This window comes from Pantoea sp. PA1 (genome assembly GCF_056856975.1).
Genome location: NZ_JBXGEE010000003.1, coordinates 73,329 through 88,120, shown reverse-complemented (window position 1 = coordinate 88,120; position 14,792 = coordinate 73,329). Strand labels below are relative to the sequence as shown.

Here is a 14,792-nt window from a genome sequence, read left to right as displayed (position 1 = left end):
AAACGGCTGACTTTGCGGCACAACGCGGGGTGCACCAGGGCGCTATTTTTTAGCCAGATAGCGTCTGTCATCCCGCGCCTGTAATCGCGCCTCAGCGGGTGTGGGGAAGATGTAGTGAAACAGGTCGCGGTAAAAACTCAGGTGTTTCAGCAGACCTTCCTGAATCGATCGGCTGATATCTTTGATCAGAAATTCCTGCGTGGTGTTGAAGTTCGTCACGCTGAAAAAGGTTTTGTCGTAGACGTTTACCACCCCTTCCCATTTCATCACCTGCTCCTCCGGGGAGAGGTCTTCCGAGACGGTAAAGATCCCCTTGTGGGATTTCACGCCCTGTTTACTGACATAGGTGGTTAAGGCGTCGTAGCCGCGTTTGTTGCGCCAGCGGCAGAATTCGTAGGGCACGTCGTAATGGGGCAGCACAAAGTCCGGGCTGCGAAAATGCTCATCTGCAATCAGGCCATCCAGCGTCACGGTAAAATGCAGAAAGTCCTGCAGAAAATCGAACTGGCGGGTTTTGGTCAGGGTGACATTAATTGAGTAGTGACCGGCCTGCACAAACCAGTAGTTGGTAAAGCCTGTCACCAGAATAGTGAACGCCTGCCAGTCACTGATGCGTCGATCGCCCGCCAGTCCCCTGAAACGGCTGATCATCATCCGTGACTTCGGATGCTGATACGCTTTCAGCAGCGGATCGTTCATACCTTTCAGTAACATCAGGCTCACTCCATGATAGTTTGCGCTTATCCTGCCACGCTCTGATCAGAGTGAAAAGTGTCGCTGTTCTGAATGTGACCGCTGTATGGCCGTAGCGGATGGGGTCCGGCAGAACGACCGGGGAGGTTCAGGATCTTTCACCGCACTGAGCAGGCCAGCCGAGAGGCGCGTCCTGATGACGCGCGATGTCCGGCTTATGAGATCACAACTGCGCGAGGGTTTTGAGTGTTTCAGGATTCTGCTGGACCATACGAATCAATAAAACTGCCTGTGCATTAGGTCTGGCTCTGCCCTGCTCCCAGTTCTGATAAGTGGTTTCACCTGTGTGAAGGTAATGAGCAAATACAGCCTGAGAGAGATTGAGTTTTTCACGGACGTCGCGCAACTCCTGCGGCGTAAGGGTAACAGGCGCGCGTTTTGTCACCTTGTGATGCTTCAGCGTGATCTTTCCCTCCTGGTGATCCTGGAGTTCCTGCATCCCCGTCATGAGTTCACTGAAAATATCGCGTTCAGACATGCCCTAGCCCTTTTTTGATCACCTGCAGTGCCGTCGCCAGCGCATCTCGCTGCGCCTTAGTGAGGTCATCGCGTTGATCTTTGTCGTAAATGGTCATCACTCAGATAATCAGGCCGGTATTTCTGAAAGCTGGAAAGTTCGATGAAGAGTGCGTCCATGTCATTCCCTATCCCCAATCAGGGGATAGTTTATCCCTGCATCGGCTAAAATTCAATCATGCCGTCCTTCCTGTCTGGTCTCCCGCCTCCAGCACTTCACTCAACCGCGCCATCAGCGCGCGTACCCGGTGAGGAATAAAACGGGCATCAGGGAAAATGGCGTAGAGATAGCGGTCGGGAAGCCGCCAGTCCGGTAACAGCCGTACCAGCCTGCCGGATGCCAGCGCCTCCGCGCCAATCAGGGTCTGCAATCCGCCAATCCCCAGCCCGGCCTCCAGAGCCTGCCGCAGGGCATCGCTGTTGTTGGCGCGAAACACGCTCTTCACCGGAACAGAGATCCTATCTGTCGCCGAGAGCAACTGCAGCGGGGCGTCCGGGGAAACGCCGCTGAAACGGACATGGGGATAATGCGCCAGCTCAGCCGGAGTCTGGAGAGTACCGTGACGGGCTATCCAGTAAGGGGACGCCACCAGCACGGTTTCAACGGTGGTCAGTACCCGGGCCGCCAGCGTGGCGGGTGGCGACTCACTCAGCCGAATTGCCAGGTCAACGCCCTCCGCAATCAGGTCTGACAGACGATCTTCCAGCGCAAGCGTTAACTGCAGGGCCGGATGCGCCTGCTGGAAGGCAATCAGAGACGGCATCAACCGCTGCCCGATACCGCTCGGTAACTGGATGTGCACCCTCCCGCTCAGCGGTTGCGAGTCGGGCCGCAGTTGCTGCTCCAGTTCCTCCATCGCATTGAGCAGGTGTCTGACCTGCTGCAGATAACGCTGCCCCTGCTCCGTCAGCGCCATGCTGCGGGTAGTGCGGTGCAGCAGCACAACGCCCAGCGCCTCCTCCAGGGCTGCAATCTGCTGACTCACGGCCGATTGTTTCATGCCGTTCTGCCGTGCCGCTGCCGAGAAGGAGCCCGCTTCCGCGACCCGGATGAAGGTCTGAATGGCGTTAAGTTTGTTCTGCATTCAATGATTTTCCTGATAAGTGATATCCGGCTGGTGGGATTTAATCAGAATCTTTGGCAGGTGAGAATGCGTTCCGTTACTCAACAAGAGAGTGGAGGTAAGCATGACGCAGAAAAACAGGGTGGCATTAGTGGCAGGAGCCAGCGGAATTGTCGGGCAGCAACTCTGCCAGGCGCTGGCTGACAATCACTGGCAGGTCAGGGCGCTGACCCACCGCGCTGCCGCTGCCGGGAGCGGGAGGGAAACCTTCCGGGTCGATTTGCGGGATCCAGAGCAGAGTGCGCAGCAGCTCGCTTCGCTGACTGACGTCACGCATCTCTTCTACAGTGCCTGGCTCAGCGCCGCTGACTGGCAGGCGATGGTGGAGCCCAATCTGGTGATGCTGCAGAATCTGGTGCGGGTCATTGAGGCTATCGCGCCGCTTGAGCATGTCAGCCTGATGCAGGGATACAAAGTCTACGGCGCGCATCTGGGCCGGTTCAAAACCCCGGCGCGGGAGAGCGATCCCGGTGTGCCGGGTGCCGAATTTAACGCCGCACAGCTGGCCTGGCTGAGCGCACAGCAACAGGGTAAAACCTGGCACTGGAGCGCCCTGCGACCCGGCGTGGTGGGCAGCGACAGGCAGGGCAACAGCATGAATCTGGCCCTGAGTCTGGCGCTGTATGCTTCCCTCTGCCGGGCGGCGCGGCTGCCGTTACGCTTTCCCGGTTCGCTGGCAACCTGGCACAGCATGGTCGACTTTACCGACGCCTCACTGCTTGCCGATGCGACGCTCTGGGCCGCACGTGCACCCGCGGCGGCCAACCAGGCCTTTAATATCAACAATGGCGATCTCTGGCGCTGGAGTGAACTGTGGCCGGTCATCGCCGCCTGGTTTGAACTGGCAATCGCGCCGCCGGTTACCCTCTCTTTCCGGCAGCTTTTTCAGGATTACCGTGGGCTCTGGCGGGAGATTGCGGAAGAGAACGCCCTGGTGCAGCCCGACATTCTGGCCCTGAGTGATGGAACGTTCGCGGATTTTGTCTTTGGCTGGGATTACGACATGTTTGGTGATAGCAGCAAGCTGCGGCGGGCGGGGTTTCACCACTATCGCGCGACGGATCAGATGTTTTGCGATCTGTTCAGTCGCTTCAGAGCGGCCCGCCTCATTCCGTGAGGACCCGGATCAGAGGCGCGAGGCAGAGCGCGCAGGGGTGGCGCTCTGCGACGGCAAGGTCTCAGCGCCCTTTTTTCTTGCGGCCCGGCTGGGTAAAGCGCTTGCGTGAGGCACCACCGGCATCCGCTTTTTCAGCCGGTTTCGCCGGGCCTTTCTGCGGTTTTTTTCCCGCCGCAGGTTTAGCAGGCGCTTTGGCTTTCTTTGCCGGTTTTTCTTCCGACGAAGAATTTTCCAGCAGTTTAAACAGCTCAATGAGTTCGTCGTCAGTCAGATCGCGCCACTCGCCCAGCGGTATGCCTTTGAGATTGACGTTCATGATGCGGGTACGCTCAAGCTTCGTCACTTCATAGCCAAAGTGCTTACACATACGGCGGATCTGGCGATTCAGCCCCTGCACCAGCGTGATACGGAAGACAAACGGCGCTTCCTTTTTCACTTTGCACTTTTTGGTGACGGTGCCGAGCATGGGCACGCCCGCGCCCATACCGGCAATAAACTCATCGGTGATCGGTTTGTCGACGGTCACCACATACTCTTTCTCGTGGTTGTTACCGGCGCGCAGGATTTTATTGACCAGATCGCCGTGGTTGGTCAGGAAAATCAGGCCCTGAGAATCTTTGTCGAGACGGCCAATCGGGAAGACGCGCTTACTGTGATTAACGAAGTCGCTGATGTTATCGCGCTCGCCCTCTTCCATCGTGGTGATAATCCCCACCGGTTTGTTCAGCGCGATCAGCACCAGATCCTCTTCATCACGCGGCTCGATCAGCTGACCATTTACCTTCACCACATCGCCTGCAAATACCTGCGCGCCCACAGTGGCGCGTTTGCCGTTAATAAAAACGTTGCCCTGCTCGATGTATCGATCGGCGTCGCGGCGGGAGCAGATACCGCTCTCGCTGATGTATTTATTGAGACGAGTTGATGAGTCAGTCAGCATGGTTCCTCCAAAAAACGCGGACTATACCTTACCGGCGTGAGCTTGCGAAGTCTTTGCGCGGGAAACTTGTAGCGCGCCCCGCGCAGCAGAGCGTCAGAGCGTAATCGCCATCTCCACACAGCGTAACGCACAGCCCACCAGCTTCGAAGGATAGAAGCTTTCGCCCAGAACCCGGAAGCCATGCTGCTGATAAAAGCCGGCGGCGTTGGGCGTCGAAGCCAGCGTCAGACGGTGATAGCCACGCTGCAGCGCCTCCGCTTTGATTCTGTCGATAATCCGGCCCGCCAGGCCCTGTCCGGTAAATTCAGGCAGCGTAAAAATCGCCTCCACGCTGGCCGCGCTGAGATCCAGCAATCCGGTCGCAACCGGCTCGCCGTCCGGGCCATCAATCACGAAAAAGGGATTCTCGCGGATCATCGCCGGAAAGCTGGCGGGCATCCGGTCTGGCGTCCAGGCAGTCAGCACCTCTGGCGGATAGGCATGCTGGCAGCCGTGGCGGATCGCCCGATTTCTGATCTCCCATAAACGGTGCGCCTCTTCAGGCGAGGCTTCTCTGACTATCATACTGCCCTCCTTTTGCTGAATACCCGGTTCGCTATCACACCACGTTGTGGCGCGCTCGGCTAGTGACTGAACAGGGCTGTTGCATTGGCAAACCGGCTGTTTTCATCCTGCTGCATCTGCAACAGCACCGGCGGCGTCAATCCGGATTCACTGTTGTTAAAACAGCGGCTTACTGACTGGCATGGTTACTGCTTAGCCTTTTCTTTTATATCTGAAAGTTTGGACAAACTTACGTTACCAGTAATTCAGCTATATCAGGAGAGCAACGATGTCAGAAACTCAACCCCTGCAGTTCGCCTACTGGGTGCCGAATGTCTCAGGCGGACTGGTGATCAGTCAGATAGAGCAGCGTACCCGCTGGGATGCCGGATACAACCGGAAACTGGCACAGATTGCCGAAAAGGCGGGCTTTGACTACGCACTGACGCAGATCCGTTTTACCGCCGGTTACGGCGCGGACAATCAGCATGAGTCGGTCACCTTTTCTCAGGATCTGCTCAGCCAGACGTCGCGATTGAAAGTGATTGCGGCTCTGCTGCCCGGCCCGTGGAATCCGGTGCTCGCGGCGAAGCAGATCGCCACCATCAGTCATCTCTATGGGCCGCGCATCGCCGTGAATATTGTCAGCGGCTGGTTCCGGGGCGAATTTAAGGCGATCGGCGAACCCTGGCTCGATCATGAAGAGCGTTACCTGCGCTCGGAAGAGTTTATCCGCTGCCTGCGCGGCATCTGGCGCGAAGAGAGCTTTACCTTTGCCGGGGATTTTTATCGCTTTCGCGACTACGCCATGAAACCGAAACCGCTTTCACCGCTGCCGGAAATTTTTCAGGGCGGCAGTTCACGGGCGGCGCGGGATATGGCCGCCCGGGTGTCAGACTGGTATTTCACCAACGGCAATACCCCGGAAGGAGTGCGTCAGCAGGTGGCCGACATCAGGGCGAAAGCCAGCGTCAACCAGCACAAGGTGCGGATCGGCCTGAACGGTTTTGTGATTGCCCGTGACAGTGAGCAGGAGGCGCAGGCGGTGCTGCAGGAGATCATCCGCAAAGCTAACCCGGATGCGGTCAAAGGCTTTCAGCATGAGGTCAGAAATGCGGGCAGCGCATCACCGGAGGGCGAGGGAAACTGGGCGAAATCGTCGTTTGAGGATCTGGTGCAGTATAACGATGGCTTTAAAACCAATCTGATCGGTACACCGCAGCAGATTGCCGAACGGATTATCGCGCTGAAGCGGGCCGGTGTGGATCTTCTGCTACTGGCGTTTCTGCACTTTCATGAAGAAGTCGAATTCTTCGGACGCGAGGTCATAACCCGGGTGCGTGAGCTTGAGGCGCAGGAAGCGCTGGTTCGCGCATAGCTGCCGCTTTCTTTGCTGGCTGTGCTGCAGGTTATCTGCCGCTCCGCGCTGGCGGGGCAGCAGGTTCAGGACGTCAGCGCCTTTGATCTGCCCGGTTAAAAACGGGCATTCACTCCCACGTTCCACGTCACCTGATGCGTCTCACTGTTACCCGCCACGGCCGAAACGCCCGCAAAGGCATTCACTGCGGCACCCAGCGGCACGCTGGCTCCCACGGCCATGTTGATCCAGTTGTCATCCCTGCCATCACTGCTGCGGGTAAAGGCGGTGCGGGTCGATTTCAGTCCGGCCGTTACCGCGGAATCACTGTTACCAAACTGATGGTTGTAACTGATCTGCGCCCAGGGATTGACCGGCAAATCTTTGCTGTCGATACGCCAGCCCAGGGAGCCGACCTGTGCGTGCAGCGTCTGGTCGCCAAAGCGCATAGAGGTGCTGCTGTTGCCCTCTTCCTGATAGCCGCCGACCCGCGTGTAGTCGAGCGCATAGCTCGCCACCGGCCCGGTCGTGACGTAACGGCCAACGGGAAGATCCCAGCCGGTCTGCACCCGCATCCCCAGCACTTTCCCGCCACTGTTACCCTGTTCGGTACGGGTCGCAGGCCCCAGTTTCACCTGGCGTTTAATATCGTCGAAATTCAGATCGGCATAGTGGGCGTCCGCGTTTATCCAGCCGTGGTCGAGGTAGTTCAGCTGGCTCCAGATCGCCACCAGATTACCGCGCAAGCGGTAATCGAAGCGCGACGAGGGCTGCTGGCGCTGCGAGGTGGTGGAGAGCATCGCGCCGGCCTGCCACGCATCGGTCAGCTGATAGCCCACCCCCACGGTGCCGGTGGCGCTGGTGGCATCCCCATCCAGCAGACTGTCGCCTCGAAAATCCCGCTGCTGCCCGGCGTAACCGCCAAAAACGGTTAACGTGCCCGCCTCTGCGGGCTGCTGACGCTGCTGCTGCAGATGACCATCCAGCGTATTCTGCGCATCGCCCACCAGCATTGAGGGGGCACGGCTCAGCGCCGCCACCTGCAGCGGTGCGTTAAGCACTGACTGAATGTAATCGGCGATCAGCGCATGGACGGCAGGGCTGGGATGCAGCCGGTCGGCAAACAGATACTGCTGCGAGGATGAAAATCCCGGCGTGGAAGTGGTGCAGTCCATTGACGACACGCCGGGCGGGCAGGCCATGCCGGCGGTGTTGGTGAGTCCATAACGGCCCGGATTATCGATCACCTCATTAAACAGGCCATTGATATCTACCCGTGCGATGTTGCCGCGGGCAGCCAGCAGCCCCTCCTCTTCGGCCTGATTGTAACGGTCGGTCAGCGCCGAGGCGGCCTCACTCAGCAACCGCCAGGCAGCAATCAGCTGCTGCGCGAGCGCCTCACGGATCGGCGGAATCGCAGAAAGCTGCCCCGCCGCCTCACCCAGGGCCGTTTCAATCGCCTGCTCGCGCGCGGCCCGGTCTGGCGTGGTGCGGGTGCTCAGCGACTGAAACAGCGCCGCCGTGGCCGGTTGCGCGGCGGGTCCGAGCGTCTGCAGAATCGCCTGCAACAACGCGGGGGTGGCCCCCACGTTGGGCACCGTCGGCACAATCACCGTTCCGGCGCCGGCATCCAGCAACCGGCTAACCTGTAAGGCCGCCGCACCGGCGCTGTTATCGACCAGCTGCCGGGCAATCAGGGGGGAGAGCGCCGCCGCCGCTAAGTCATTGCCGCCGATCCAGTGGATATAGAGGCCATCGGGATCGGCCCGCCCGCCGCGGGATGCCAGATAACTTTGCAGCTGATCCTGGGTATTGAACAGGGGATTGATCGCCGGTACCGCGACGGCGCCGCCCTCGGCATAGTTGTTTCCCCCCTGCGATGAAGGACGTAAGGTATCGCCCAGCGACTGCGCGACGATCTCGTCATAGAGCGGGTGGGTTGCGCCATCATAGGTAAAGCGCCCTACGTTCCCGCCATCACTCAGGCTGTCGCCAAAGACGGTGAGGTGGCTCCATGCCGCGGCGGGCAACGGTGACAGCAGACTCAGGATTGCACAGCAGAAAAGGGTTTGCGCGTGAAGGGGTTTCATCAGCAGCTCCGCACAGGGGTAAAGGAGGACGAACCGCACCCGATGGCACGGTTAGCAGTAAGCGTAGTCGTCCGGCGAAAGAGGCTGAGAAAAAGGCGAGATCTGGCTCGCAAAGCGGGAAAAATCTGGCGTGAAAGCGGTCTGCGGCCGCACCAGCCACAGCGGAGTCAGCGCGGCTACTTTTTAGTGGCGGGTTTCAGGCCACGATAGAAATCCTGCAGACGTTTCATGGTTTTGACCGTGCGCTGCGGCATCGCAGAAGCCACCGACAGGATCAGCATCTCCAGACAGACCATGATGGTGCCATGCAGCGGAATGCGTCCTTTTTCACCGCCGCGAGGCACGTTGATCACCACATCGGCTTCGCGGGCAAAAAAGGAGTCGGTGGCGTTGGTCAGCAGCACAAGCGGAATGCCGAGCCGTTTCGCCTCACGCACGACCGTTGTCCCCTCCCGGTGCGCCGACTGCTGCGCCATCATCACCAGCACATCGCCCCGCTGCATCGCCAGCATCTGTTCAGCCAGCGCCACACCAGAACGGTTCAGTGAAAAGGCTGGCAGGCCGATGCGGTTAAGCAGCCGCACGCTATAGTCCGCCAGAATGCCCGATGCGTTGATGCCAAAAATCGCGACGGCGCGCGCTTCGCTCAGCAATGTGACCGCATCCGCGACCGCCACGCGGTTCTGCGGCTGAGAGAGCACCTCACAGGCGTGGCGGTGGCCCGACAGCACAAAGTCGATGGCGCTGCTCACGTCGCTGGTCACCTCACTGACGGTCGTCACCATCTTATCTTCGGAGGTCAGCGCCGGCCCGAACCAGACTTTCAGCGTCTCTTTCAGGTCGCGCAGGCCGCTAAAACCCAGGGCCTGAATCGCGCGGATGACGGTGGCATCTGAGGTCTGATTTGCCAGGGCGATCTCCATCGCCGTGCTCTCCAGCACCGTTTCGCGCTGTTGATCAAGGTAACGGGCTACGGCAAGCAGACGCGGCGAGAGCTGCTTTTCCCTGGCGCGCAGGCGCTCTGCCAGCACATCGGTTCTGTTCTTTACTGTCCGGATCGATTTCATGCTTCACCTGATTCAGGGGGAATTAATTTTTCGTCTCTCACTCCTGCTCTCATTTTCACGACCCGATCGGCGAAAAAGATGTAGTGAACGAGCCGGAGCATCTGATTATTCACCTGATAACGCTGTGGATTAAGCGTCACCATTCAGGCTAAAAATAAATAATTTAATTATATTACAGATAGATAAACACAGCTTCGCTTAGCCTTCCGCTGAAAATTTGCCTCAGGCGAAATGTAGTATTTTACGATTAAATTATATTTACTACTACACCGGCTGATGATTGAATGATTCTCAATTACAGATGAGAAGCATTGTCGTCGGGGCGGTGAGAGGTTCTTTCCCCCTTCCGGCTTAACGCTTCGCTGTTTAACACACTGCATGTTGCAGAAGACCTCCAGGGAAGCCCTGTGTGACCGACAGAAGGTCATGCCGGGCGTGATTGACCTCAGCTTCAGAAACGAAAAGAAAAATGAAAAACAGTTCAGACTCCCGTTATCCGGCCCGGCACTCTGCTCTGGTCGTGGCGATCTGCGGCAGCATCCTGCTGCCGCAGGCTGAAGCAGCAACCGACAGCGCACCGGATATCACCGTCACCGCAGAGGCGAATCCGGAGGGAAATTACAGCGCCAGCCAGAGCAGCGTTGCCAGCAAAATGCCCACTGCCCGGCTTGATGAAGCGCAGTCGGTCAGCGTGGTGACACAGCAGCAGCTGGAGGATTATCAGGTCAGCTCGCTGGCAGAAGCGATGCGTTTTGTCAGCGGGGTGAGCGAAGCGAACACCCTGGCCGGCACCGAGGATGGCTTTGTGCGACGCGGCTTCGGCAGCAATGCCGACGGGTCGATCTACCGTGATGGGATCCGCAGCAGTCAGGGCCTTAACGTCGATGCCACCACGGAGCGGGTGGAGGTGCTGAAAGGCTCCTCCTCCCTGCTCTATGGCATTCAGAATCCGGGCGGCATCATCAATGTGGTCAGCAAAAAGCCGCAGTACAACTGGCACTCCAGCGTCAGCGGACGCTACGCCAGCGAAGGCGGCGGAGCAGGCACGCTGGACGTCACCGGGCCGCTGGGCAAGGGTTTCGCCTTCCGGCTGGTTGCCGAGAAACAGAATCAGGATTACTGGCGCAACTTTGGCCGTGAGGAGCACACCCTGGTGGCCCCCTCACTGCAATGGTTTGGTGAGCAGGCCAGCTTTCTGATCAGCTATGCCGACTACCGTTACGATATCCCCTACGATCGCGGCACCGCCTTTATCAATGGCCGGCCGATTGATATCGGCTATAAAGATCGTCTGGATGACAAAGCCAATCACGCCTGGGGACATAACAAAACCCTGAACGCGCACTACGACTGGCAGTTTAACGACGAGTGGACAACCCGTCTGACCCTGGGCTGGAACCAGCGGCGCTATGACAATAATGAAGTGCGGGTGACGGCGGTGAATGCCAGCAGCGGCGTGGTCACGCGCCGTGCCGATGCCAATCGTGGTTTTAACCATAAAACCAAATATGTCAGCTGGGATCTGCTGGGGAATCCAGAAATCTTCGGTATGTCGCACGCGCTGGTGGCGGGGACAGACTATGAGATGAACCAGACCTACCGCGCGCATCAGTATCAGGGCAGGGTCAACCGTCAGTTCAGCTACTTCAGTCCCGACTATGACCTGCTCTCTCCGGTGACCGATGCCAGCACGGAAAACAGAACCGCGGCCAATAACCTGAACCGCATTCACAGCCGTTCACTCTACCTCAAGGACAGCATTTCGCTCTCGCCCGACTGGATTGTGGTGCTGGGCGGCCGTTATCAGCACTACGAACAGCGGGCCTCTCGCGGTGTGAATCCGCAGGTGGAAACCCTGAACGATGAGGGAAATAAATTTCTGCCGCAGGCCGGGGTGATCTACAAACTGACGCCCGACCTCTCGTTCTACACCAGCGTCAGCAAGTCGTTTACCCCTTCCACCGACGTGGATGACAATGGCAACGTCGGCAAGCCGGAACAGGGCACCAGCTGGGAGGTCGGCAGTAAATGGCAGCTGTCGCCGAAACTCCTGGCGACCGTGGCTCTCTATCGCATTGATGAAAAGGCGATGTCGCTGAACATCAATGGCAGCACGCGGGCGATTGATAAGGCGCGATCTACCGGCGCGGAGTTTGAGCTGAACGGCGAGATTTCTCCCGGCTGGGATCTCAGCGCCAGCTACAGCTATGACCAGGCGGAGATTGTCAGCGACCGGGTCAATCCGGACAACAACGGCAACCGGCTGCAGAATGCGCCGCGCCAGTCTGGTGCGCTCTATCTGAGTCATGAGATGCAGGTCAGCGGGCTGCCAGGCTCACTGCGACTCGGCGGCGGTGCCCGCTATGTCGGCACCCGTGCAGGCGATCCTGATAACAGCTTTACCCTGCCCGACTATGTGGTAGCAGACACCTTTGTGGCGTGGAACAATCGCCTGTTTGGTGAAAAAACCCAGCTGCGTCTGAATCTGAATAACCTGTTCAACCAGCACTACTACAGTTCAAGCGGCGGCAATCTGCGCGTCCGTGAAGGTGAAACCCGTAACCTGATGGTACAGGCCCGTGTGGAATTTTAAATCGCTGCGTACCGGGCTGCTGCTTGGCCTGCTGTGCATCAGCGTCGGCGCAGGCGCGCGGACGCTGACCGACATCACCGGTCGCCAGGTGACGCTGCCCGATCATCCGCAACGCATCGTGCTGGGTGAAAGCCGGATGCTCTACAGCGTCGCGCTGCTGACCTCAGGCAATCCGCTGCAGCATATTGTGGGGTGGCCGCTCGACCTGAAAAAGTATGATCCTCAGACCTGGCAGGCTTTTGCCCGCCAGTTTCCGCAGATGCGCGAGATTACGCCACTGGGGCTGGATGGGGTCAATGACATGAACCCTGAACAGGTAATTGCACTCAGACCCGACGTGGTTGTCCTGCCGCAGCTGGCGCGTGACGGTGAAAACGGCGCCCTGCTGGAGAAGATGCTCAGCGCGGCGCATATCCCGGTGGTGAAGATCGACCTGCGGGTTGACCTGCTGAACAATACGGAACGCAGCATGACGCTGCTGGGGGACGTGCTGAATCAGCCGCAGCGGGCTGCTGAGTTTAATCATTTTTACCGCACCCATATGCAGCGCATTGAAACGCGGCTGGCTGATTATCATGGCCCCCGGCCCCGCGTGCTGTTGCAGCTGCATCTTGGCCGACGAAATGAATGCTGCGTGACTTCGGTAAAGGGTAATCTGGGCGACCTGCTGCGCTTTGCCGGCGGGGATAACATCGCCAGCCAGCAGGTCAACGGGGTGTTCGGGCGACTGAGCGAGGAGAGCGTCATCGCCGCCCGGCCCGACTTCTACTTTGCCACCGGCACCGGCAGCGTGGATGAGGCTGGGGCACTTCAAATCGGACCCGACGTCTCCGCCGCGCAGACCCGGCAGAGCCTGCTGGCACTGACCGGTCAGCAGCACGCCCTGAAGCAGCTGACCGCACTGCGGGACGGCCACACCGGGGCGATCTGGCACAACTTTTACCTCAGTCCGTGGCACGTGGTGGCAACCGAGTTCTTTGCCACCACGCTCTATCCGCAGCTGTTCAGCGATGTTGACCCGGAGCAGACGTTGCGTGAACTGTTCCAGCGATTTCTGCCGATCCCCTTCTCCGGCACTTACCTCTACCGGCTGGCCCCGGACACGGCGCAGCGGTCAGGCGGCTGACTGGCCGCCGTTTTTAATGCGGACAATATCGGCCATCACCGACAGCGCAATCTCTGCCGGGGTTTTGCTGCCGATAGGCAGACCGATGGGCGCATGGATGCGGTCCAGTTCGGCACGATCCATACCGGCGATCTGTTGCAGACGCGCGCGCCGCTTCTCACTGTTTTTGGCTGAGCCCATAATGCCGATGTAGAAGGCAGGGGTGGCAATCGCCTCCATCATGGTCAAATCGTCGATGCGCGGATCGTGGGTCAGCGCCACAATCGCCACCGCCGCATGCGCCCCGTTCAGTTCCAGCCAGCGCGCCGGATGCTGTGACACCAGCGTCACGTTGTCCGCGCCGCCGAAATGGCTCTCCAGCTCCGTCAGCATCTCCGGACGGTGCTCACAGACCCGCACATGGAAACCCAGAATCTGGCCGAGCCGGATGCACTCATAGGCCACGCTGGAATAGCCCGCGACCAGCAGTTCCGGGATCGCCCCCACCGGCAGCACGATCTGCTGCTCGCTGGCATCCAGTGCGGGCAACACCCGACTGGCGGCGATGGCCTCCCACTGCGCCCGTTCACCGGGGCGTATCATTTTTACCAGCGGCTGCTGACCGCTCAGCGCCCGCTGCATCGCCGTCAGCAGGGCCAGCGTGGCCTCATCGGGCGGCAGAAACTCAATAACGATCTCCAGACTGCCGCCACAGGGCAGGCTGACATCAGGCCGCATCCCGCCTTCGCCGTAACGCACCCGCTGACTGCTGTCGCGGTAAGCCCCGCTAGCCAGCTGCGCCAGAAAATCCTCTTCGATGCAGCCGCCCGACAGCGAGCCGCAACTCTCTCCGGTCTCACTGACCGTCATGAGTGTCCCCGGTGCGCGCGGGGAGGAGCCGTAGGTGCGCAGCACCGTGCAGATCCACACCGCTCGCCCCGCCTGAGAATGGCGGAGGGCGGCATTAATGACGCGTTGATCCAGCGTTATCATGAGAATTCCTTTATTAACTGCAGATCGGCAGGAAAATCGATGTCACACAGACAGCCGCGATCGTGCAGCGGCAGGCGGACGGCGGCGGCGTTCACCAGCGCCTGCGGCCCGCTGTCGCCCTGCAGGCTGCTCAGGACCGGATAACAGTGACGCTGAAAGCCCACCGGGTGCCCCGGCCTGCCCGCCACCCAGGGTCGGACGACAGGCGCGTCTGCCAGCGCCGTGCTGACGGCGCGGTAACTCGCGGCTGACACAAATGGCATATCCCCCAGCGCAATCAGCCAGCCGTCATAGTCGCGCGTGGCGTTAACGCCTGCCGCGATCGACTCCCCCAGTCCGCCGCTGTCACACAATACCAGCGTGGCGGAGGTGCAGAGCGCCTGAAGCGCAGCGGCGTCGGGACGCGTCACCACGAACAGGTCAAGTCCACTGGACGCGGCCTGCTCCAGCGTATGTTGCAGCAGCGGTTTGCCATCAAGGCGGGCCAGTAACTTATGCTCGCCCGCCTGCTGACGAAAACGGCGGCTCAGTCCGGCAGCCAGCACAATTAACGCTATCTTCACTCTCTCTCCCTGCAGCGTAAAAACGGGCGCA

General features: G+C 59.4%; 13 protein-coding genes. 4 read left to right on the top strand and 9 right to left on the bottom strand.

The features are described 5' to 3' along the window. Positions 1-42: 42 nt before the first annotated feature. From AC1V0D_RS13875 to AC1V0D_RS13865, 3 genes are all read right to left on the bottom strand, one after another. Complete coding sequence (locus AC1V0D_RS13875; protein WP_482907603.1) at positions 43-714, bottom strand: hypothetical protein; 672 nt, start codon at positions 712-714, stop codon at positions 43-45. A gap of 202 nt (positions 715-916) precedes the next feature. Beyond that, complete coding sequence (locus AC1V0D_RS13870) at positions 917-1,231, bottom strand: helix-turn-helix domain-containing protein (protein WP_046102778.1); 315 nt, start codon at positions 1,229-1,231, stop codon at positions 917-919. A 214-nt stretch (positions 1,232-1,445) separates the two neighbouring features. Beyond that, on the bottom strand, positions 1,446-2,354 hold the full coding sequence (locus AC1V0D_RS13865) for a LysR family transcriptional regulator (protein ID WP_482907602.1): 909 nt from the start codon (positions 2,352-2,354) through the stop codon (positions 1,446-1,448). A gap of 103 nt (positions 2,355-2,457) precedes the next feature. Between AC1V0D_RS13865 and AC1V0D_RS13860 the strand changes: the two genes are divergently transcribed. Continuing rightward, positions 2,458-3,510 (top strand): SDR family oxidoreductase, encoded by a 1,053-nt coding sequence (locus AC1V0D_RS13860; RefSeq protein WP_482907601.1) that lies wholly within the window; start codon positions 2,458-2,460, stop codon positions 3,508-3,510. 61 nt (positions 3,511-3,571) lie between these two features. Here the strand turns inward: AC1V0D_RS13860 and rluF are convergent, their stop codons facing one another. Both rluF and AC1V0D_RS13850 read right to left on the bottom strand, forming a co-directional pair. After that, on the bottom strand, positions 3,572-4,450 hold the full coding sequence (rluF, locus tag AC1V0D_RS13855) for a 23S rRNA pseudouridine(2604) synthase RluF (protein WP_046102781.1): 879 nt from the start codon (positions 4,448-4,450) through the stop codon (positions 3,572-3,574). Positions 4,451-4,543: 93 nt separating this feature from the next. Beyond that, positions 4,544-5,014, bottom strand: coding sequence for a GNAT family N-acetyltransferase (locus AC1V0D_RS13850; RefSeq protein WP_476640170.1), 471 nt, complete (start codon positions 5,012-5,014; stop codon positions 4,544-4,546). A 268-nt stretch (positions 5,015-5,282) separates the two neighbouring features. Here AC1V0D_RS13850 and sfnG point away from each other — a divergent pair, with 268 nt between their 5' ends. Next, entirely contained in the window at positions 5,283-6,371 is a 1,089-nt protein-coding gene (sfnG, locus tag AC1V0D_RS13845; RefSeq protein ID WP_482907600.1) for a dimethylsulfone monooxygenase SfnG, read from the top strand. 95 nt (positions 6,372-6,466) lie between these two features. Here sfnG and AC1V0D_RS13840 read toward each other — a convergent pair whose 3' ends face one another. Both AC1V0D_RS13840 and AC1V0D_RS13835 read right to left on the bottom strand, forming a co-directional pair. Further along, entirely contained in the window at positions 6,467-8,440 is a 1,974-nt protein-coding gene (locus tag AC1V0D_RS13840; protein WP_476640168.1) for an autotransporter outer membrane beta-barrel domain-containing protein, read from the bottom strand. A 176-nt stretch (positions 8,441-8,616) separates the two neighbouring features. Beyond that, positions 8,617-9,507 carry a MurR/RpiR family transcriptional regulator gene (locus tag AC1V0D_RS13835; protein WP_009092811.1) on the bottom strand — a complete coding sequence of 297 codons (891 nt, stop codon included), beginning with the start codon at positions 9,505-9,507 and terminating at the stop codon, positions 8,617-8,619. Positions 9,508-9,976: 469 nt separating this feature from the next. On the opposite strand from AC1V0D_RS13835, the gene AC1V0D_RS13830 reads away from it, so the two are divergent. Both AC1V0D_RS13830 and AC1V0D_RS13825 read left to right on the top strand, forming a co-directional pair. Next, positions 9,977-12,100 carry a TonB-dependent siderophore receptor gene (locus AC1V0D_RS13830; RefSeq protein WP_482907599.1) on the top strand — a complete coding sequence of 708 codons (2,124 nt, stop codon included), beginning with the start codon at positions 9,977-9,979 and terminating at the stop codon, positions 12,098-12,100. Beyond that, positions 12,087-13,226 carry an ABC transporter substrate-binding protein gene (locus AC1V0D_RS13825; RefSeq protein ID WP_154928885.1) on the top strand — a complete coding sequence of 380 codons (1,140 nt, stop codon included), beginning with the start codon at positions 12,087-12,089 and terminating at the stop codon, positions 13,224-13,226. Before AC1V0D_RS13830 ends, AC1V0D_RS13825 begins: the two co-directional genes overlap by 14 nt. Here AC1V0D_RS13825 and AC1V0D_RS13820 read toward each other — a convergent pair. Together AC1V0D_RS13820 and AC1V0D_RS13815 are read right to left on the bottom strand one after the other, a co-directional pair. Continuing rightward, positions 13,215-14,198, bottom strand: a complete 984-nt coding sequence (locus AC1V0D_RS13820; protein WP_058957065.1) for an XdhC family protein — start codon at positions 14,196-14,198, stop codon at positions 13,215-13,217. The genes AC1V0D_RS13825 and AC1V0D_RS13820 overlap by 12 nt on opposite strands. Next, entirely contained in the window at positions 14,195-14,761 is a 567-nt protein-coding gene (locus tag AC1V0D_RS13815; RefSeq protein ID WP_482907598.1) for a nucleotidyltransferase family protein, read from the bottom strand. Before AC1V0D_RS13815 ends, AC1V0D_RS13820 begins: the two co-directional genes overlap by 4 nt. Positions 14,762-14,792 lie beyond the last annotated feature (31 nt).

Bases quoted from the DNA above. Each gene is read 5' to 3' on its own strand.
- AC1V0D_RS13875 (WP_482907603.1), bottom strand. From the start codon at position 714: ATGTTACTGAAAGGTATGAACGATCCGCTGCTGAAAGCGTATCAGCAT.
- AC1V0D_RS13870 (WP_046102778.1), bottom strand. From the start codon at position 1,231: ATGTCTGAACGCGATATTTTCAGTGAACTCATGACGGGGATGCAGGAA.
- AC1V0D_RS13865 (WP_482907602.1), bottom strand. From the start codon at position 2,354: ATGCAGAACAAACTTAACGCCATTCAGACCTTCATCCGGGTCGCGGAA.
- AC1V0D_RS13860 (WP_482907601.1), top strand. From the start codon at position 2,458: ATGACGCAGAAAAACAGGGTGGCATTAGTGGCAGGAGCCAGCGGAATT.
- rluF (WP_046102781.1), bottom strand. From the start codon at position 4,450: ATGCTGACTGACTCATCAACTCGTCTCAATAAATACATCAGCGAGAGC.
- AC1V0D_RS13850 (WP_476640170.1), bottom strand. From the start codon at position 5,014: ATGATAGTCAGAGAAGCCTCGCCTGAAGAGGCGCACCGTTTATGGGAG.
- sfnG (WP_482907600.1), top strand. From the start codon at position 5,283: ATGTCAGAAACTCAACCCCTGCAGTTCGCCTACTGGGTGCCGAATGTC.
- AC1V0D_RS13840 (WP_476640168.1), bottom strand. From the start codon at position 8,440: ATGAAACCCCTTCACGCGCAAACCCTTTTCTGCTGTGCAATCCTGAGT.
- AC1V0D_RS13835 (WP_009092811.1), bottom strand. From the start codon at position 9,507: ATGAAATCGATCCGGACAGTAAAGAACAGAACCGATGTGCTGGCAGAG.
- AC1V0D_RS13830 (WP_482907599.1), top strand. From the start codon at position 9,977: ATGAAAAACAGTTCAGACTCCCGTTATCCGGCCCGGCACTCTGCTCTG.
- AC1V0D_RS13820 (WP_058957065.1), bottom strand. From the start codon at position 14,198: ATGATAACGCTGGATCAACGCGTCATTAATGCCGCCCTCCGCCATTCT.